Genomic DNA, 18,515 nt, shown 5'->3' on the forward strand with positions numbered 1-18,515 from the left:
ATGCACGCCCTGCGGTGGCGGCGGGTGCATACTCTGACAGCGTGTGGCGTGCAGATGACGACGCTGCGGATACCGACTCCGCGGCGACCGCGAACCCTACCGACCTGGGTGTCGCGGAACCGGGTGTCGAGGTCGTGCACGCCGCCGACTCCGAACGCGACCGGCTGCGTGCCGCGGCCGCAGCCCTCGGGGGGCCGTCACCGCTGCTGCACTTCGCGGACGAAGCCGATGCAGCGATCGACGTCACGACGGCGCACCCGGCCAGCCTGCCGCAGTTCATCACGGGGCGTTCGACGCTTCTGTCGAACCTGTTCCGCGACGAGGTCGCGATGCGCACGGCCAGGATCGCCGCGGAGAAGATCACGGCGAAGCATGTCGAACTGCGCAACGTCAGGGCCATCGACGCGGTGCGACTGGCGGTCGGCGTCGCCACCTGGACGACTGCAGGGGAGCGCTTCACCGCGCCGGTGCTGCTGCGCCCACTCGGCATCCGCAGGCACCACACCACATTCGAACTGAAGCTGCACGGAGGGTTCTCCGTCAACCCCGAGCTCGTCCGAGCGCTGCGCGAGCAGTACGGGATCGAGGTCGATGGGGCGCAGCTCGCCGCGCTCGCGCACTCCGATGGAGTCTTCAAGCCGCAGCCCGTCATCGACCACCTCAGGATGGTGACGCGAGACATCGCCACGTTCAGCGTGCGTCCTCGGCTGATCGTATCGACCTTCGCCGACGTGGGCCGTGCGATGGCCAGCGACCTGTCGGAGCTCGACCATCCCGTCATCGACGCCCTCTCTGGGCACGACGGCGCACTGCAGTCGCTGCGCGGAGACCGCGATGTGCCGGAGACCCCGCACCCCGACGAGCGCTCGCCGGCATCCGACACCCTCCTGCTCGATGCCGACGCGGAGCAGGAGCGCGTGCTCTCGCGCATCACGGATGGGCAGTCCATCGTCGTGCACACGCTGCCCGGCACCGGCGGCACGCAGACGATCATCAACGCCGTCGGCTCACTCGTGCGAGCAGGCAAGCGCGTGCTCGTGGTGAGCCCGCGCCGTTCGACGCTGGACGGCATCAGGCACCGGCTCGCCGCCGTGGGCCTCGACGCGCTGGCGGTTTCGCCGACGTCGCTGCGCCGCGACCTGATCAGGGCGATCGGCCGCAACGAGAAGGCGGTCCAGCCCGATGTCTCTGACATCGATGACGCCCTCGTGCGCCTGCGCACCGTGCTGCGCGACTATCGGAGGGCGCTCGTGCGCGAGCACCGCACCATCCGGGTCTCGCCGCTCGACGCGGCACGGCGACTGACCAGGCTCGCCTCCCTCGCGAACCCGCCCTCGACCAGTGCGCGGCTCGGCCTGGACGCCCTGGAGAGGCTCGCAGGCGACCGGACGGACGCCGCCCGAACCCTCACACTCGCCGCCAGACTCGGCGAGTTCAGAGTCGGGCCTGACGAGTCGCCGTGGTACGGCGTGTCCTTCACAACGACCGAGGAGGCCCGCTCCGCCCACGAGCTGGCGGGCCGACTGCAAGCCGATGACGTGCCTGAGGTGCTGGAGCGCGGCTACGAGCTCATCTCGCAGACGCAGATGCGGCCGTTCTCGACCTTCGACGAACTCGGCGAGTATCTGCGACTGCTCAGCGGCATCCGGGATTCGCTCGACCGCTTCAGCCCCACGGTCTTCGAGCGCCCCCTCGCCGATCTGATCAAGGCGCACATGCCTCGGCGGGAATCCGCCACGCTCTCCGGAGCGGCTCGTCGCCGACTCAAGAGGCTCGCCAAGGAGTACGTGCGCCCCGGCGTGCACGTCGGTGACATGCACAGGGCACTGGTGCGCATTCAGCATCAGCGCACGCAGTGGCAGCATCTCGTCGACGTCGGCACCGTACCGGAGATCCCGATCGGTCTCGCCGATGTGCAGTCGCAGTGGGAGCGCGTCACCGCAGACCTGGAGCGCCTCGACGGTGCGCTGTCGAGGGGCACCCGCCTCGCGGCTATGCCGGTCACGCGCCTGGTGCGCACCCTCGGCGGTCTCGCCGCCAAGAGCAAGGTGTTCGACAACATCGTCGAGCGCGCGGAGCTGCGCGCCAAGCTCGGCGCGCTCGGCCTCGAGCCGCTGCTGAACGAGCTCGCCGTTCGCCACGTCGACGAGGGACGCGTGGCGGAGGAACTCGAGTTCGCGTGGTGGCAGTCGGCGCTGGAGCACCTGCTGCAGTCCGATCGTGCTCTGCTCGGTGCGAACACCTCGGTGGTCGACAAGCTCGAGCGCGACTTCCGCCTGGTCGACGAAGCCCACGCATCCGCGTCAGGCTCGCTGCTGGCCTGGCAGCTCGCCGCGCAGTGGAAGATCGGCATCATCGACGAGCCGGATGAGGCGGAGGCGCTCAAGCGGGTGCTCACCAGGGGCGATGCCGATGCCGCGGCACTCACCGCGCGCGCTCCTGCGCTGATGCGCACGCTCGCCCCGGTATGGATCGCCTCGCCCTATGAAGCGCCGCAGCTGCCGCAGGAGGAGAGCTTCGACGCCGTCATCGTCGCCGATGCCGCCGCGATCAGCGTCGCAGAGTCGGCACCGGCGATCAGGCGCGCCCGTCATGTCGTCGCGATCGGTGACCCGGTGACGCAGAAGCCGACGCCGTTCCTGGTGCAGCCGGGTGTGAGACCGGATGAAGAGGCGCCGTTCGACGGGGCCAGCCTGTTCGAGTCGTTGGCCGAGATACTCCCGGTCGAGACGCTCACGCGGAGCTATCGCGCGGGAGGCGAGGACCTCTCCGCCCTCGTGAACGACGCGTTCTACGGCGGTGAGATCGTCTCCCTGCCGTGGGCGGGCTCATACCTCGGGCGCGGCAGCCTCACGGTCGACTACGTCGAAGGCGGCCTCGGTGCGCCGGATCCGGAGACCGGCACGGTCTCCAGCCCCGACGCCGAGGTGGCGCGCGTCGTCTCGCTCGTCGTCGAGCATGCCATCAACAGGCCGAGGGAGTCGCTGATGGTCGTCAGCGCGAACCAGCGTCACGCCGACCGGGTGCGCCATGCGATCAACATCGCGTTCTCCGGCCGCAGCGATGTCGCCGACTTCGTCTCCCGCGACACCAGCGAGCCGCTCGCCGTGCTCACACTCGAAGAGGCGGTGGCGGAGAGCCGTGACCGCGTGATCTTCACGCTCGGCTACGGACTCACCAAGCACGGGCGCGTGCTCAGTGACTTCGGCGAGCTGTCGACGCCCGACGGGGAGAGGCTTCTCACCGTCGGCATGACCCGAGCGCGCCGCTCCATGGTGATCGTGTCGTGCATCAGGCCCTCGGCGTTCGACGAGGGGCGCCTCGAGTACGGTGCAGCGACGCTGATGAGCATCCTGTCCGGGTTGTCCTCGCACGATCGCGAGGCCAGGCTCGAGGATCTCGCCGACCCTCTCACTCTCGCTCTGGCGCGGGAGCTGCGCCGAATCGGCGTCGCCGTCGATGTCGACTACCGCGGACTGCTCCCGCTCGTCGCCCAGCACGGCGGCAGAGCCGTCGTCGTGGAGTCCGACCCGGAATCGCGCGGCGAATCGCTGCGCGAGTCCCTCAGACTGCGCCCCCACGTGCTGCGTCGCCTCGGCTGGCACTACGTGCGCGTGCACGCGTTCGACCTGTACAGCGATCCGGTCGCTGTCGCAGGGCGGATCGCCGCAGTCCTCGGCGTGCCCGGCGACACGCACAAGGCCGAGGGCGACACCCAGCCGATGGACCTCTGACCCGGCTGCGCTGACCGATGGCACGCATCTGGCGCCTGAACCAGGGGCGTATTCTGGAGGCGTGACAGCCTCGGATGATCCCCCGCAGCGACAGCGCGTCGAGCGTGTTTCCGGGGCGCGGCGCGCGCGGCTGACCAGGGTTGCAGGAACGTTGGGCGACGCGGACGCTGAGGCGACCGTGCGCGGGCACGAGCCTGGTGTGATGGCGAAGGGGGAGCGCGGCGCGAACGATCAGCGACTCCGCGCCGACGTCCCGCCCCACTACTGACGCGTCGTCACCGACAAACGCACCGAGGAGGAAGCGGGCGCCGCCCGGCTCGTCCGGATGCGGCGCCCGCTGCGTGCGAATCGAGTCGGATCAGGCGCGATCCTTGGCGAGCAGGTCGCGGATCTCGGTGAGCAGCTCCTCCTGCGTCGCACCTGCCGGCTCCTCCTCGACGGGGCGCTTCGCGGCGCGGCGCTCGGCGAGCCTGTTCATCGGCATGACCAGCGCGAAGTACACGACCAAGGCGATGGCGAGGAAGTTGATCGCAGCGGAGATGATCGCGCCGACGCCCAGCTCAGCGTCGGTCACGATGCCGGGAATCGTGACCGTCCACGCGGCGAGGTCTCCTGCGGGAACGAACGCACCGATCAGCGGATTGATGATGGCCTCGACGAATGCGTTGACGATCGCGGTGAATGCACCGCCGATGACGACGGCGACGGCCAACTCGACCACGCTGCCGCGCATGATGAACTCTTTGAAGCCCTGGAGCATCCGGATTCCTTTCCCTCGCCGACTGATCGGCCGAACGGCACTCAGCGAAGATGCGCGAGTACTCGCGCCGGGTCAGGAAGACGCCGGAGCGGGAGCTTTCGCTCCGGAATCAGATGATGGCGCAGATGCGGTGGAATCTCCGGATGCCGCGCCGGAACCGGTCGCAGATGCTCCAGACGAGCCGCGGGAGTCCGTGCGGTAGAACCCCGAGCCGTTGAAGGTGACGCCGATCGAACCGTAGACCTTGCGCAGGGAGCCCCCACATGCGGGGCAGTTCGTCAGCGAAGGGTCGGAGAACGCCTGAACGGCGTCGAAGGCGTGGCCGCAGCTCTTGCAGGCGTAGGCGTATGTGGGCAACGGGACCTCACTCGTCGGGACTCATCGCGCGAAGGTGATCGTGCGGGTGGGCGTGACGACGCCCGTCACTGGCTGATCGTGCATCTCGCGGGGCACCGCGTCCACCAACTCTGAATCATAGATCACCGCGTATATGGGAGGCCTGTTCGCCAATGACGCGAGCGTCGTGTCGTAGTAGCCGCGGCCCCATCCCATCCGCCACCCTTCGCGGTCGACGGCGGCGGCGGGGACGAACATCAGATCGACGTCATGCACGGCGAGCGGGCCGAGCGCTTCGCCGACCGCCTCCGGCACGCCGAGAGCCGTCTCGACCTCGTCGCCGTCCGGATCGGCGACGGTCCAGTCGAGCACGCCGTCGCCGCGCGAGATCGGCAGCAGAATGCGCAGACCTCGTCCCATGCTCGCGGCGAGGAAGCCGCGTGTGCCTGGTTCGGTGGGGGAGGAGAGGTAGCACGAGACGCTCGCTGCGCTGTGCGCTGCGACGAGAGCCTCGAGCTGTTCGGTGAAGCCGGCGTCCGCCTGCTGGCGCCGGGTCGGTGCGAGTGCCCGTCTGCGCTCGCGCACCTGCGCGCGCAGCGCCCGCTTCGCGTGCCGCGCCTCGTCCGCCATGACTCGAGTGTAGGCGGGGCATGGCGCATCGGGCTCGGGAGGTCATTCCGGGGGATTGTCCGCGGCATCGCTTAGGGTGGGGCCATGGAACGAGCAAAGATCAAGGCCGTGATGCCGGTCGCGGGCCTCGGCACGCGATTCCTGCCCGCGACGAAGGCGACGCCGAAGGAGATGCTGCCGGTCGTCGACAAGCCGGCCATCCAGTACGTCGTAGAAGAGGCAGTGGCCGCCGGCATCCGCGACGTGCTGATGATCATCGGCCGCAACAAGAACGCGATCGCGAACCACTTCGATTCGGTGCCGGAGCTCGAGGGCAGGCTCACCGAGAAGGGCGACGACTCGAAGCTCGGCCACGTCACGCGTTCCAGCGACCTCGCCGACGTGCACCTGCTGCGCCAGGGGGAGCCGAAGGGCCTCGGCCACGCCGTGCACCGTGCAAAGCAGCACGTGGGCGACGCACCGTTCGCCGTCATGCTCGGCGACGATCTGATCGACGAGCGCGACCCGCTGCTGACGAAGATGATCGAGGTCAACGAGAAGCGCGGCGTCATGGTCGTGGCGCTGATGGAGGTCGACCCCGAGACGATCTCGATGTACGGCTGCGCCTCGGTGGAGAAGACCGACGACCCGGACGTCGTGAAGGTGACCGACCTGGTCGAGAAGCCGGCCAAGGAGGACGCCCCGAGCAACCTCGCGATCATCGGCCGCTACCTGCTCACCCCCGAGATCTTCGAGGTGCTCGAGCACACCGAGCCGGGCAAGGGCGGCGAGATCCAGCTCACGGACGCGCTCAAGGAAGTCGCAGGCGATCCTGAGCAGACCGACGTGTACGGCGTGATCTTCCGCGGTCGCCGCTACGACACGGGCGACAAGCTCGACTACATCAAGGCGATCATGAGGCTCGCCGCCGACCGCGAGGACCTCGGTCCGGAGCTGCGTCCGTGGATAAAGGAGTTCGCGGCGGGTCTGTAGCCCGCGGCGCAGGAAGTCGGATGGAATCGACGTCGGCGCACAGCCATGGGCTCGTGTCCATCCGGCTCGTCCGCCCCCGCGACGCGCGCACGCTGCAGAACGAGCTGCAGACCAACCGCACATGGCTGAGGCCGTGGGAGGCGACGAGCCCGCGCGGCGGCGTCTCCTTCGATATGCGGCTGTCGATCAGACGGTTGCTTCAGCAGTACCGCGACGGCGGCGGCGTGCCGTTCGTGATGGAGTACAACGGCGAGGTCGCCGGTCAGCTGAACGTGTGGGGCATCACGCGCGGTTCGTTGGAGTCGGCGACGATCGGCTACTGGGTGAGCGAACGGTTTGCGGGGCGCGGCGTCACGCCGGTGTCGGTGGCGCTGGCGACCGACATGTGCTTCTTCGAGATGGGCCTGCACCGGATGGAGATCTGCATCAGGCCCGAGAACGCGGCGAGCCTGCGCGTGGTGCAGAAGCTGGGCTTCCGCTACGAGGGCTTCCGGCGCAGGTACATCCACATCGACGGTGATTGGCGCGACCATCACGCGTTCGCGCTCGTGCGCGAGGATGTCCCTGACGGCGTGCTGAAGCGCTGGACGGAGGGTCGCGTGCCGCCCGACGCTGGGGCCATCCCGCAGGGGTAGCCCGGCGTGTCTCACCGGGCGTCCGCGCGTCGAGCGCGGTATACGAGACCTCTCGCTTAGCGTTGCGGCATGGGAGGACAGGTGCTGGGCGGAGGCGTCGTCGTACTCGTCGCTGTGCTGCTCTGGCTGCTGTATCTCTTGCCGAGCATCATGCGTCGATCGCGCTACGACGCGGCGGAGCGCAATGCGCTGCGACTGAACCGCGCCCTGCGCGTGCTCGCCGAGACCAGTGAGACTCCGGATGAGGTGCGAGTCGAGCTGACCGCACGCCAGGCGCGGTCTCAGCAGAAGGCTGCACGCAGGGCGCAGGCCGAGGTCGAGCGGCTGCAGCGCGAGCGCGAAGAGATCGAGGCGGAGCAGGTGCGCCTCGAACGCGAACGGGAGCTCGCCGAGATCGAAGAACGCCGTCAGCGGCTCGAGGCAGTGCAGGCGGAGCTCCAGCGGCGTGAGGCTGAGCGCGATCTCGACGCCCAGCGACGTGCCGACGCGAGGGAAGCCGACGCGCAGAAGCGCCTGCAGGCTCGTAGCGTCGCCGCGGCACGGGAGGCGCGCAGGGTCGAGCGTGTGCGGATGACGGTACCCGCACAGCCAGAGGAACCGGACACTGCGGCGGGCGAGAGACCGCCGCGCGATGATCGCGCCGCGGTCCGTCGACGGGTTCGCTTCGCGGCGATGCTGATCGCTCTGTCGGGGATCGCGCTCGCTGGATGGGGTGCGTGGCTTGCCCTGGCAGGCGTTGCGTTCAGCGCATGGGCGGGCTTCGCAGCGGGCGGAATCGCCCTGTTCGCAGTCGCCGCACTGACGCTGCGCCGGATGGCGCATGTCGCCCAGCGAGCCTCGGTCCGCGAGCAGCGCTCGTCGGCTTCTGGGATGAACGAGGTCGTGTCGGGCGAGGTGCGGCGCGCCGGGCTGGGTTCGGAGGCGGGTCTGCTGAACGCGGCCGATCGTGGCTGGACACCGCGGAGGATTCCCGCGCCCATGTCGACGACAGCCGGCTCGCAGGCGGCCTCGGTGGCAGCTGCGCAGGCCGCCAGGGTCGAGCTGCTGCGCGCGGCCGATGAAGAGGCGCTGCGGGAGAAAGCCGAACGCATTCGTCCCGAGCCGCTGCCGATCCGCTCCCCGCATCGCGTGGAGCGTGCGGCATCCGATCCGGCTGCGGCGGTGGAGCCCGCGGCGACGCCCGCCCTGTCTGCAGCGGAGCCGAGTCGGTATGCAGCGATGGGGTACGTCGACGACGCCGAGATCGAGCAGCACGTCCGCACGCTGATCGCGCGCCGAGCGGCAGGCTGAAGCCTGCAGCGACATCCGGCTGCGACCCGTTGCGAGCCATCCGCGTGCCACCTACGGCGAGGACTCCATCCGTGATCTGGTAACGTGTATGAGGTTGTTCAAGGGGCATTGGCGCAGTTGGTAGCGCGTCTCGTTCGCAATGAGAAGGTCAGGGGTTCGAATCCCCTATGCTCCACCATAGGAGGGTTACTAGAACCCACAGCCGCGAGGCTGCTGGTGAACAGTGATCCCCACATGGCCGCTTCACGCACGTGGATGTCAGCGAGAAGGCCACCCTCCGGGGTGGCCTTCTGGTGTTTCTGGGTGCCGTGTGCCTCGATGAACGCTCGAGTGAACGCGGCGAGGGTCTCGTCCTTGGTTCGGGCCCGTCCGGGCGGTGTCGTAGGCGGACTCGGCAGCGTACAGCTTGTCGTGGTGGTTTGAGGATCTTATCCGACCACCTCTTCGTCGACGATGCAGATGACGCCGAACAAGGCCCGATTGAGGCGTCTACCCACCTCATCGTCGGCGAGCAGGTTGTCTTCTTGGCTGTCGAGCGCGATGGGCTGGTTGTCGAGTTGCTTGTTGAGAAACGCTGAAAACCGGCCAGATGGTGGCCTCACGGAGCTCCACTACTCGCCGCTGTTCTTCGGATACCACGAAAGGGATCGAGAGAATCTCTACGAGACTTGCCTCCGGCTGGCCACCTGGAGCAAACCGCGCTCCGGTGCGAATCGGGTCGGTCGTCGTGAACGGGCCATCGGCAGCCACGACACTCGGGTTGCGATCACCACCGCCTGTGGATCGTCGCACGTCGTCGGGCTCGACGCTCAGGGCCAGAGTGAATCCTCTGGGAACTCCGCGCCGGGTCACCACCACCGTCGTCGGGGCTCATTTTGCCGGGCGAAGTCCAGCGATAGCGGCATCGACTGCCGCCGACGCAAGCTTGGGGTCGGTGCCTGATCTTGCAAGGAGCGCCGTACCCTCGGCCAGGACGAGGAGTAGTTGTGCTTGCGCCTGGGGAGACGATGCCGCGGTGACCTCGCCGCGATCCTGAGCCTGACGAAGCGCCTCGGCCGTCAAGCGGGTGAACTGGGAAAATGACTCCGCGACCAGAGCGGTCGCGTCGAAGTCCTGCGGCACGAGCTCAGCGACGGTATTGCCCATCATGCAGCCGTGTGGGGCGTGGGGATCGGATGCAACGGCTCCGAGCTGGGCGGGCATGATCAGCACTTCGCGTAGCGCGGGAAGCAGTGGGATGCGTGCGAGCGCCAATCGCAACGACGCTTCGTACTCGGACCAGTACAGCTTCACGGCCTCGAAGTAGAGCTGGCGCTTGTCACCGAACGCCGCGTAGAGGCTCCCGCGTTCCAGGCCTACCCCGTCGACGAGCGCCTGGATCGACGTGCTGCCGTAGCCGGAGGCCCAGAAGACGTCGCGTGCGCTCTTGAGTGCGTCGGCCGGGTCAAACCCTCTGGGCCGTCCAGTTCTTGCCATGCAATGACGCTACTACTTCTTGACTCATCATTCAAGAAGTAGTAGCGTTCCTATCGACTTCTGGAACGTGCGCATGTAAGTCTGCATGAGCGGCGGAGCAGAGTCATCCGACCGGTCATTGGGCTGCTCTCTCCCCCCGCCTGATGCCGCCAAGCAGATAGGACCGACAACATGAAAGACCTCCGCGCCTACGGTGCTTACGCGATCGTCACCGGAGCATCTTCCGGTATCGGTCGACAGTTCGCCAGGCAGCTGGCTGCCGCGAGGGTGAACGTCGTCCTGGTCGCACGCCACAAGGACCGTCTCGAAGAACTCGCCACCGAGATCTCGGACGAGCACGGCATCGAATGCAGGACCGTCGCGTTGGATCTGCTCGCCAACGGGGCGATCGATCAACTCTCGCAGGAGGTCGCGGGACTTGATGTCGGGATCGTCGTCGCGAACGCTGGCATCTACTACGCCGGGCCCCTCGTGGACAACGACCTGGCGGACGAGCTGGACGTCCTCGCCCTCGACGCGGCCGTGCCACTCCAACTCGCGCACCGCTTTGGGCGCGAGTTCGTCCGGCGCCAGCGCGGCGCCCTCATCCTCGTGTCATCCAGTATCGCGGCCAGCCCGGTGCCGTACGAGGCGAATTACGCAGCGGCCAAAGCGTATGTCCTTTCCCTTGGTCAGGCACTGAACTACGAATGGAAGAAGGACGGCGTAGACGTGCTGGTCGTCTCCCCGGGCCCGACCCAGACCGAGGGACTGGACAACGCAGTCGGAATCGACTTCAGCACGATGGGCGGAGCCAAAATGGACCCAGCACAGGTTGCGCGCACCGCCCTCGACAGCCTCGGCAAGCGCGCCCACGTCATCCCTGGCTTCAGCAACAACCTTGCTGACATGGCCGCGAAGTACCTCCTACCGCGGTCGACCTCGGTGCGGATGTACGGACGGATCATCAAGCAGGCGCTCACCGATGACGCCGGCGGTGCCGCGTGAGCCGCGTCGTCTACCGGTCTACCTTCGGCGGTCCGGAGGTGCTTGACGTGCGCGAGATCCCTGACCCACACGCCGGCCCGGGGGAGATCCGTATCGCGGTTGGCGCGATCGGGTTGAATCCGATGGACTGGCAGATTGCGGCCTCCGTTCGCCATGCGGCGATGTTCGGCATCACCGGCCCGTCCGGTTTCGGCTGTGACCTCGCTGGCGTTGTGGACGAGGTCGGGCACGGTGTCGCCGGGTTCGCGGAAGGCGACCGCGTCTATGGCGGCGTGCTCGTCGGTGCCGCTGCCGATCATGTGGTGCTGCGCGTGCCGCTGGCGCCACCGAACCTGCTTGTGTCCATCCCGGACGGCATTGACGATGCCACCGCCGCAGCCTTGCCGACCCCGGGCTTGACTGCCCTGGCAGCCATCGAGGCGATCCGACTGGGCCCTGCTGACGTCGCTCTGATCGGCGGGGCTGCCGGAGGCGTGGGCGTCCTCGCCGTCCAGCTCGCTCGGCTCGCCGGAGCCAAGGTGATCGGTACGGGTGCGCTGGGCACCTTTGACTTCCTGCGACAGATCGGTGCGGTTCCCATCACATACGGCCCCACCTTGCCAAGGCGGCTCCGTGAGACCGACACTGGCGGCATCACCGCCGCAATCGACCTTCACGGTTCGGATACCGCCGAGGCTGCCCTCGCTCTTGGCGTTCCGGCATCGCGCATCGCCACCGTCGCTTCCGAGCGCCGCCTGCCCGGTGTGCATGCCACCGGTGCTTTCGCGGCCGACCCTGCTTCTCTCGGGCGCATGACAGAGGCAATCCGCCGAGGTGAGGTGACCGTTCCGATCGCCGCTCGCTTCCCCCTCAGCGAGATCCGGGAGGCTGTCACATTGCAGTCGGCTGGTCACGTCCACGGGAAGATCATCGTCATGGTGTAGCCGTCACCGACTCCAGGAAGAACTCTTGGCGGCTCTTCGGGCTTCAGGCGGGGGCGACGGTGTCGACCGCACGATCCTCACCGCGACGCTCACCGGGATGCTCGCGACCAGGTTGCGGGCGGCGTGCCGGTGGCGGTGCGGAAGAAGAGTGAGAAGTTGGAAGCGTCGGGGAAACCAAGTTCCGCGGCGACGCGGGCGGCGGGAAGTCGGTCGTGGACGAGGAGTCGTTTCGCTTCGAGGATGAGTCGTTCCACGAGGTACGCCTTGGCTGTGCCGCCTGTTGCGCGTTGCACGGCGCGGGTGAGCGTGCGTGGTGCGTATCCGAGTGTCCGAGCGTAGTAGCCCACGTCGTGGTGTACGCGGAAATCCGCCTCGACACTGGCCCGGAACAGTTCGAACGTGCCGCTCTCCGTCGGCTGCACCGTGCGGGGCGGGTCCAGGAGGGCGATGAGCGCTGACAGCAGGATCTGTGGCAGCTCCGACGATGCGTCCGCTATCGGGTTTCCGGCTTCAAGGAGCAGGTGCTGACGGGCGGCGTCGATGCTCGGCCACGCGTCGTCTGGGACGGTCCAGGTGGGGGTGATGTGCGAGGTGGCGGCGACCTCCCGGGTGGCATGCGTGACGGGTGCAGTGGGGACGAACAGCACCAGGGTCCCCGCCAGTTCTGCGATATCCCCCCAGCGGTGGACGGCGCCGGCGGCAATCCACACCGCACTGCGTGCCGCAAGCGGACGTGTGTGGAAATCCACGGTGACACGACCACGCCCGGCGTCGAGAATCGCCAGCACATGGAAGTCGCTCCGCTGCGTCCGGCCGTCGTTGAGCTGCCGGAGTCGCTCGAATGTCAACACTTCAACCGCGGGAGAACCAGTGCCGGTGGGCTGGTACGTCAGTTGTCGAACATCGTTCATGAGTCCATTTTCCACCAGATGCAGACGGATCGTGCGAATGCGCTCAGCGATGCTCCTGCGGTGGAATCGAGTATCGGCGACGGACGTCGTGAAGAAAAGGAGACTCATCATGACCATCGAATCGCAGCAGGCACTGCCCGCCTACGACCACCGTGACGGCACGGCTCCAACCCTGGTATTCCTGCACTACTGGGGAGGCTCTGCGCGCACCTGGCAGCCGGTCGTCGACCTGCTTCCTGGGCGGGACACCCTGTGCATCGACTTCCGGGGTTGGAACAGGTCGAAGGACCTGCCCGGCCCGTACACGCTGCAGCAACTCGCCGACGACACAGTCGCCATCCTCGCGAACGCGCAGGCGCAGGAATTCGTCTTGGTCGGCCACTCGATGGGCGGGAAGGTAGCCCAGTTGATTGCTGCGACAGAGCCTGTTGGTCTGCGCGGCATCGTGCTGGTGGGGTCAGGGCCGGCTAAGCCTGCCGCCGAGATCACCCCCGAGTATCGGGAAGGTCTTTCACATGCCTACGACACGGAAGCGACGGTTGTCGGTGCCCGAGACCACATCCTCACGGCCACCTCGCTTTCCGAGCACCACAAGATGCAGGTCCTTGAGGACTCCCGTGCCAGCGCGAGCGATGCCCGCGCCGAGTGGCCGCTCCGGGGCATCGCGGAGGACATCAGCGACAGGACGCAGATGGTCGGCGTCCCCGCGCTCGTGATCGCCGGCGAACACGATCAGGTCGAGCCGGTGGCAGTGCTCCGCAACAACCTCATGCCGTACCTGTCCAACGCCGAGATGGTGGTCTTTCCGAGCGTGGGACACCTCCTCCCGCTGGAGGCGACTGCGGCACTTGCCGAGGCGATCGAGGGCTTCATCGACGCCCGGTGACCGGTTGAAGGAGGGCACCAGATGCTCGAACTTGCGATGTCCGCAGTCTTGAACGTCCTCTCCCGCGCGCAGCCCGATCTCCTATTCCTGCTGTGTCCGTGACTGAAGACACGATCGTCGTGCGTTCTGCGGGAGTCGGCAGTTCACATGTGTCGCCTGTACATGATGGGCTGGGCGGCAATGGTGTTGGCGGCAAAGTTCGCCAGGACGAACCTGCGGAAGCTCGGCCGCAGCAGCAGGTGCGGCAGGAACGATCTGAAGTTCGGCCAGCTGCAGTGGTTGATAAGGGTGTAATCGTGGGATGCTTCGGGCAACGGTTGCATGGGGACGGAGTCTGCGAGTGCCGTCGTGCGCTGGAACCAGCCTGCAGTGTATTCCCACACAGCGCGGACTGTCTTGGGATCTGCGCTGTGAAAGTAGTTGAACAGGAACACATTTCCAGGGTCATGATCGACGTCGGCGATTCGCGCTGGGCTGCTTGCGGTGAGCTGATGCATGCGCCGGGCACGCGTATCGAGCGATGTCACCAGCTTCTGCCAAGCCTGATCTGCGCGGACCGCGTCCAGATCTGACACGGTACGCGTGCGGACGAGCACGACAACGTCGTAGCGCGCCGGCGCGACTCCGGCGGCCCGCAGCAGTCGTCCGCCTTCTCCTGGTGGCCGCAACGCCGCACGGAATGCTGTTGCCTCTATGACGTCGTCTCGGTTGTTGAGGCTCTGCAGCAACGGTTCGACCTGGTCGAGCGCCTCACTCCGTGCCCGCGTCGGGAGTGGGAACGGTCCTGCCCAGCGGCCGATCTCGATGGCGATGAGAGCGAATCCGTTGTCCGTGGGGGGTTGAAGTCGCGCTGGGGCTGCCCGGTGATCATTGACGAACGTGACTTCTGTCTCCATTGCCGCTCCTTGTATGTCAACACTTGTTGGCATCAACACTATGACTGGCCGGCGATGATGTCAACAAGCGTTGGCTTACACTTGGGGTCATGCGTAGGTCGTCGACGGAAACCAAAGCCGCGATCCTGGATGCAGCAAAGTTGAGGTTCGCTGCCGACGGATACGATCGGGCCACCATCCGCGCGATCGCCGCGGATGCCAGCATTGACCCCGCGATGGTGATGCGCTATTTCGGCAACAAGGCAGGCCTGTTCGCCGCGGCCGCCGAGTTCGATCTGGAACTGCCGGATCTGGCCGAGGTCTCCTCAGACCAGATCGGCGCGGCGATCGTCACCCACTTCCTCGAACGTTGGGAACGCGACGATTCCCTCCTGATCCTCTTGCGATCAGGAGTCACCGATGACGCGGCGGCAGAACGCATGAGGTCGATCTTCGCCGCTCAGCTCGCGCCGGTCGCTGCTATGGCGAGTCCTGACCCCACCCAGGGGATGACCCGGGCCGCGCTGGCGGCCACGCAGATCCTGGGGATGGCGCTGTGTCGCTTTGTGCTCGCCTTCCCTCCCGTCGCGGGCATGTCTCGAGCTCAGATCGTTGCGTGGCTCGGGCCGACCATTCAGCACTATCTCACCGGCAGCGAACCGATCACTTCTCCGCCAGGTCAGGCCGACGATCCAGGACTGGATCGGCACGTATGACCGCGGACATGCCGAGATCTGTGTCTTGGAATCACACTCAGCACCGACGCATCCGAGAACTCGACCTCAGATGCGATGAGCCACCTATGCCGTGCGGATCGTGACGCCCGCCTGTCGCAGCTTCCTGTCGACCGTCTCACGGTGGACACCTAAGCGCCGAGCGAATGGATGCATCGAATCACCGACCTGGTAGCACTCGACGGGCAGTCGGATCTGCTCGTCGCTGAGCTTCGGTCGCCGTACTCGGGTTCGATTCGGTTCCCGCTTCAGGGTTGTGCTCCCGCTTCCGTTCTGGGCCTTGCTCGCCAGATCGATGAGATGAAACACCTGGTCAGCTGATCGTCTGGGGAAGAAATTGCTTCCCAGGATGTCCACACTGTGTTGAGACAGTGAAGAAGAGGCTCCGCTCAGGCCGGGCCTCTTCTTCGTCTCCGGTCTCTGGCCCGCCGCTTACGCCACGGTGGCGTCGATCGTGACCTCGATGTTGCCGCGGGTGGCGTTCGAGTAGGGGCAGACGGCGTGGGCCGCCTCGACGAGCTGGTCGGCCGTGGCCTGGTCGATGCCGCCGAACTCTGCGTGCAGTGCAGCGGACAGCCCGAAGCGGCCGTCGCCGATCGATCCGATCCCGACCTCGGCCACGACGGCGGAGTCCGTGAAGCGAACCTTCTGTGCGGCGGCGACTGACTTGAGTGCGGAGTGGAAGCACGCGGCCCACCCGGCGGCGAAGAGCTGCTCGGGGTTGGTGGCACCGCCAGGGCCGCCCATCTCGCGGGGGATGGACAGCTCGACGTCGAGAAGTGCATCATCGGTCGTCGCACGGCCATCTGCTCGGCCGTTCCCGGTTGCGGTGGCGATCGCGGTGTAGAGGTTCTCTGGCATGGGGTGCTCTTTCTGTCGGAGGAGCGGATCGGTGAAGGCCGCCCGCTCGGTGGGTGTGTGACCGGCGAGCGAGGTGAGGCAGGGACCAATCGATCCGCGTGCTTGTTAATGTAGACGAACTAGTGCCCCTACGTCAAACCGCAAGCTCACACCGAGAGCGGTGCAGAATGGAGTCATGATGAGAGAGCCGGATCGCTCCTTCGGCGCCGCACCGGAACACCCTGGTCGCGGCGGTGAGCGTCGACCCGGCCCGCGCGGGGCGGTGACTCGCGAGCGCATTCTGGGCGCGGCGAGCGAGCTGTTCTACTCGCACGGCATCCACGCCACGAGCGCCGATCGGATCATCGAACGCGCCGATGTGACGAAAGTGACGTTCTATCGTCATTTCCGTACGAAGGTCGACGTCATCGTCGCGTACCTCGAAAGGCAGGCGACCAGGGAGGCCGAGGCGATCACGACCGTTCGCGAATCCGTCGGCTCCGACTGGGACAAAGCGTTCGAACTGCTGGCACACGGCATCGGTGCGGAGACCTGTCGGCCGGGGTTCCGCGGCTGTTCGTTCATCAACGCGGCCGCCGAGTATCCGGATCCGGCTCATCCGGTGCGCGTCGTGGTGGATCGCCATCGCGCGTGGTTCGGGGATGAGTTGGCGGACATGGCGAGGCATGCGGGAGCGGATGCTCCGGATCTCGCCGCAGACGAGCTGATGATGCTGCGCGACGGCGCGATGGTCAACGGGTATCTCTCGGACGCCGCTCGCGTGAGTTCGGCACTCGCGCGAGCGTTCCGTGCGGTGATCGAGTCGCACGGGGCCGGGCGGAGTCGCTCGGCGTGAGGGCGTTGGTGCGTCGTCGCTGGATTGCGCCGCACCGGTTCGGATTTGACATTGATGGGAGCGCTCCCATAAGGTTGCGCCCGGCGATTCTTCGGTGACCTCATGGTCACCTGTCTGCGCCGCTATCGGGGGATAGCTCACAAGAGCGAAGGGGAAACATGCAGGATTCAGCGCGCCCATCTTTCGGATGGGCGAAGCACAGACGTGCGCTTTTCGGCGCGGGTGCCACCGCACTCGTCGCGGGTGTGATCATCGCGGGCGCGTCATCATCAGCGACTGCTGCCACGGAGACGTTCAACCCATTCGACGTCAACGACGGATTCACGATCGTGTCGCAGGGTGATGTGCACCTGGCCAACGGGGAGTTGGAAGGATCGGCCGCCGCGTTCGGGTCTGTCTCGTCCGGCAAGCAGAACGGCTTCCCGCTGCTGCACGCCGCGGCGGGGGAGGCGCACTACACGGTCCCGATGATCGACGGAACTCCGGTGAGGCTCCTCGCCGAGCGGTTCAGCGGGTCGGGCGGATTCGACGTCTCCAACCGCGACGATACCGGCACGATTGCGGCCGACTCGCCCGAAGCCAACGCCGTGGTCAAGCTGGTCGACGTTGCAGGACTGACCGGTTCGCAGCGCGGAGGCGGAGTCGGCAACGCCGCGGGCGAGGATTTCCTGCGAGTGATGAACGCCGATGGCGGGATCATCGATCTGAAGACCGTGCCCTACGAGGGATCGGATGTCACGGACTACGCCACCGAGCAGTCGACCGTCAGCGCATACTTCGGCGACGTCGATGCGCAGGTCGCTCACGCCAACACGTGCCTTGCGGAGATGTACGAACCGGCGGAGGGCCTGAGCAACCCCGTGACCGTGACGGATGAGGGCGGTCTCGTCTATGTCGAGGATTTCGCAGTCGACATGCCCAACGTCATCGACTACGAGGTCATCGCGGGTAAGACGATCAAGCTCGACCGTGCTGACGGCTACGAGCCGACGGCCGACGCCCCCCTGGTCGTCAGGGTAGCGCCAGGCACCACAGACCTGGGGCAGCTTCGTTTCGACGGCTGGTCGCCTCAGGCGGGTGCTCAGCAGTCGCTGTCGAGCCATATCCTGCTCGATTTGTCAGAGGTGAGCGGTTCCGTCACGATCGACGGGTTGGCGCTCGGCGCGATCTGGGCGCCAAGTGCAGACCTCAGCTTCTCGTCCGGTGTCACGGCCAACGGCCAGTGGTTCGCAGGTGGCGACGTCACGACCGCTGGTGGCGGCGAGGTCCATCACCACGCATTCGAGGGCCGTCTGCCGTGCGCCGCCGAGCCCACGAACACGGACGCCACCGATGCCGCCGATTCGACTGACGCGACCGATGCCGCGGATGGGACCGACGCGACCGACAGCACGGATGCGGTCGACGGCGCGGATGCCACGGATGCCACGGACGGAGCCGATGGGACCGACGCGACAGACGGTGTGGATGCGGCCGATGGGATCGATGCCGCGGATGGGACCGACGCGACCGACAGCACGGATGCGGTCGACGGCGCGGATGCCACGGATGCCACGGATGCCACGGACGGAGCCGATGGGACCGACGCGACAGACGGTGTGGATGCGGCCGATGGGATCGACGCCGCGGACGGAGCCGATGGGACCGACGCGACAGACGGTGTGGATGCG

19 protein-coding genes and 1 tRNA gene are annotated in these 18,515 nt (G+C 66.9%); 12 read left to right on the top strand and 8 right to left on the bottom strand.

The features are described 5' to 3' along the window. Nucleotides 1-41 precede the first annotated feature (41 nt). Nucleotides 42-3,734 (top strand): AAA family ATPase, encoded by a 3,693-nt coding sequence (locus DZG09_RS16150; RefSeq protein WP_119698810.1) that lies wholly within the window; start codon nt 42-44, stop codon nt 3,732-3,734. 61 nt (nt 3,735-3,795) lie between these two features. After that, nucleotides 3,796-4,002, top strand: coding sequence for a hypothetical protein (locus tag DZG09_RS16155; protein ID WP_119698776.1), 207 nt, complete (start codon nt 3,796-3,798; stop codon nt 4,000-4,002). Nucleotides 4,003-4,092: 90 nt separating this feature from the next. On the opposite strand, the gene mscL is transcribed toward DZG09_RS16155, so the two are convergent. From mscL to DZG09_RS16170, 3 genes are all read right to left on the bottom strand, one after another. After that, complete coding sequence (gene mscL, locus DZG09_RS16160) at nt 4,093-4,494, bottom strand: large conductance mechanosensitive channel protein MscL (RefSeq protein WP_119698777.1); 402 nt, start codon at nt 4,492-4,494, stop codon at nt 4,093-4,095. Nucleotides 4,495-4,566: 72 nt separating this feature from the next. Continuing rightward, the gene (locus tag DZG09_RS16165; RefSeq protein WP_119698778.1) at nt 4,567-4,851 is read right to left on the bottom strand and encodes an FmdB family zinc ribbon protein; all 285 of its coding nucleotides are present in this window, start codon (nt 4,849-4,851) and stop codon (nt 4,567-4,569) included. A gap of 21 nt (nt 4,852-4,872) precedes the next feature. Beyond that, nucleotides 4,873-5,460 (bottom strand): 5-formyltetrahydrofolate cyclo-ligase, encoded by a 588-nt coding sequence (locus DZG09_RS16170; protein WP_119698779.1) that lies wholly within the window; start codon nt 5,458-5,460, stop codon nt 4,873-4,875. Nucleotides 5,461-5,544: 84 nt separating this feature from the next. On the opposite strand from DZG09_RS16170, the gene galU reads away from it, so the two are divergent. From galU to DZG09_RS16190, 4 genes are all read left to right on the top strand, one after another. Further along, entirely contained in the window at nt 5,545-6,432 is an 888-nt protein-coding gene (gene galU, locus DZG09_RS16175) for a UTP--glucose-1-phosphate uridylyltransferase GalU (protein WP_119698780.1), read from the top strand. A 20-nt stretch (nt 6,433-6,452) separates the two neighbouring features. Next, a complete protein-coding gene (locus DZG09_RS16180; RefSeq protein WP_119698781.1) occupies nt 6,453-7,067 on the top strand; it encodes a GNAT family N-acetyltransferase in 615 nt (204 codons plus the stop codon). 69 nt (nt 7,068-7,136) lie between these two features. Further along, nucleotides 7,137-8,357, top strand: coding sequence for a large exoprotein (locus DZG09_RS16185; protein WP_119698782.1), 1,221 nt, complete (start codon nt 7,137-7,139; stop codon nt 8,355-8,357). 102 nt (nt 8,358-8,459) lie between these two features. Further along, a tRNA-Ala gene (locus tag DZG09_RS16190) sits at nt 8,460-8,535 on the top strand. A 250-nt stretch (nt 8,536-8,785) separates the two neighbouring features. On the opposite strand, the gene DZG09_RS16695 is transcribed toward DZG09_RS16190, so the two are convergent. Then, nucleotides 8,786-8,959, bottom strand: coding sequence for a hypothetical protein (locus tag DZG09_RS16695; RefSeq protein WP_162893369.1), 174 nt, complete (start codon nt 8,957-8,959; stop codon nt 8,786-8,788). A gap of 268 nt (nt 8,960-9,227) precedes the next feature. Further along, nucleotides 9,228-9,833 carry a TetR/AcrR family transcriptional regulator gene (locus DZG09_RS16195; protein ID WP_119698783.1) on the bottom strand — a complete coding sequence of 202 codons (606 nt, stop codon included), beginning with the start codon at nt 9,831-9,833 and terminating at the stop codon, nt 9,228-9,230. Between the two features lie 171 nt (nt 9,834-10,004). Between DZG09_RS16195 and DZG09_RS16200 the strand changes: the two genes are divergently transcribed. Further along, the gene (locus DZG09_RS16200) at nt 10,005-10,820 is read left to right on the top strand and encodes an SDR family NAD(P)-dependent oxidoreductase (RefSeq protein ID WP_119698784.1); all 816 of its coding nucleotides are present in this window, start codon (nt 10,005-10,007) and stop codon (nt 10,818-10,820) included. Next, a complete protein-coding gene (locus DZG09_RS16205; protein ID WP_119698785.1) occupies nt 10,817-11,743 on the top strand; it encodes an NADP-dependent oxidoreductase in 927 nt (308 codons plus the stop codon). Before DZG09_RS16200 ends, DZG09_RS16205 begins: the two co-directional genes overlap by 4 nt. A gap of 89 nt (nt 11,744-11,832) precedes the next feature. On the opposite strand, the gene DZG09_RS16210 is transcribed toward DZG09_RS16205, so the two are convergent. After that, nucleotides 11,833-12,765: a helix-turn-helix domain-containing protein gene (locus DZG09_RS16210; RefSeq protein WP_205529211.1), complete on the bottom strand. Its 933-nt coding sequence runs from the start codon at nt 12,763-12,765 to the stop codon at nt 11,833-11,835. On the opposite strand from DZG09_RS16210, the gene DZG09_RS16215 reads away from it, so the two are divergent. Next, nucleotides 12,764-13,540 (top strand): alpha/beta fold hydrolase, encoded by a 777-nt coding sequence (locus DZG09_RS16215; protein WP_119698786.1) that lies wholly within the window; start codon nt 12,764-12,766, stop codon nt 13,538-13,540. The two genes, DZG09_RS16210 and DZG09_RS16215, sit on opposite strands and share 2 nt — an antisense overlap. Nucleotides 13,541-13,683: 143 nt before the next feature. Here DZG09_RS16215 and DZG09_RS16220 read toward each other — a convergent pair whose 3' ends face one another. Further along, nucleotides 13,684-14,436: a hypothetical protein gene (locus tag DZG09_RS16220; protein WP_119698787.1), complete on the bottom strand. Its 753-nt coding sequence runs from the start codon at nt 14,434-14,436 to the stop codon at nt 13,684-13,686. An 89-nt stretch (nt 14,437-14,525) separates the two neighbouring features. On the opposite strand from DZG09_RS16220, the gene DZG09_RS16225 reads away from it, so the two are divergent. After that, complete coding sequence (locus DZG09_RS16225) at nt 14,526-15,131, top strand: TetR/AcrR family transcriptional regulator (protein ID WP_119698788.1); 606 nt, start codon at nt 14,526-14,528, stop codon at nt 15,129-15,131. 450 nt (nt 15,132-15,581) lie between these two features. On the opposite strand, the gene DZG09_RS16235 is transcribed toward DZG09_RS16225, so the two are convergent. Beyond that, the gene (locus DZG09_RS16235; RefSeq protein ID WP_119698790.1) at nt 15,582-16,010 is read right to left on the bottom strand and encodes an organic hydroperoxide resistance protein; all 429 of its coding nucleotides are present in this window, start codon (nt 16,008-16,010) and stop codon (nt 15,582-15,584) included. 175 nt (nt 16,011-16,185) lie between these two features. On the opposite strand from DZG09_RS16235, the gene DZG09_RS16240 reads away from it, so the two are divergent. Both DZG09_RS16240 and DZG09_RS16800 read left to right on the top strand, forming a co-directional pair. Next, on the top strand, nt 16,186-16,845 hold the full coding sequence (locus tag DZG09_RS16240; RefSeq protein ID WP_240424115.1) for a TetR/AcrR family transcriptional regulator: 660 nt from the start codon (nt 16,186-16,188) through the stop codon (nt 16,843-16,845). Between the two features lie 158 nt (nt 16,846-17,003). Beyond that, the coding region (locus DZG09_RS16800) for a collagen-binding domain-containing protein (RefSeq protein WP_205529212.1) at nt 17,004-18,515 on the top strand (1,512 nt) is incomplete at its 3' end.

The organism is Microbacterium halotolerans, assembly GCF_003569805.1.
Classification (GTDB): Bacteria; Actinomycetota; Actinomycetes; order Actinomycetales; family Microbacteriaceae; genus Microbacterium; species Microbacterium halotolerans.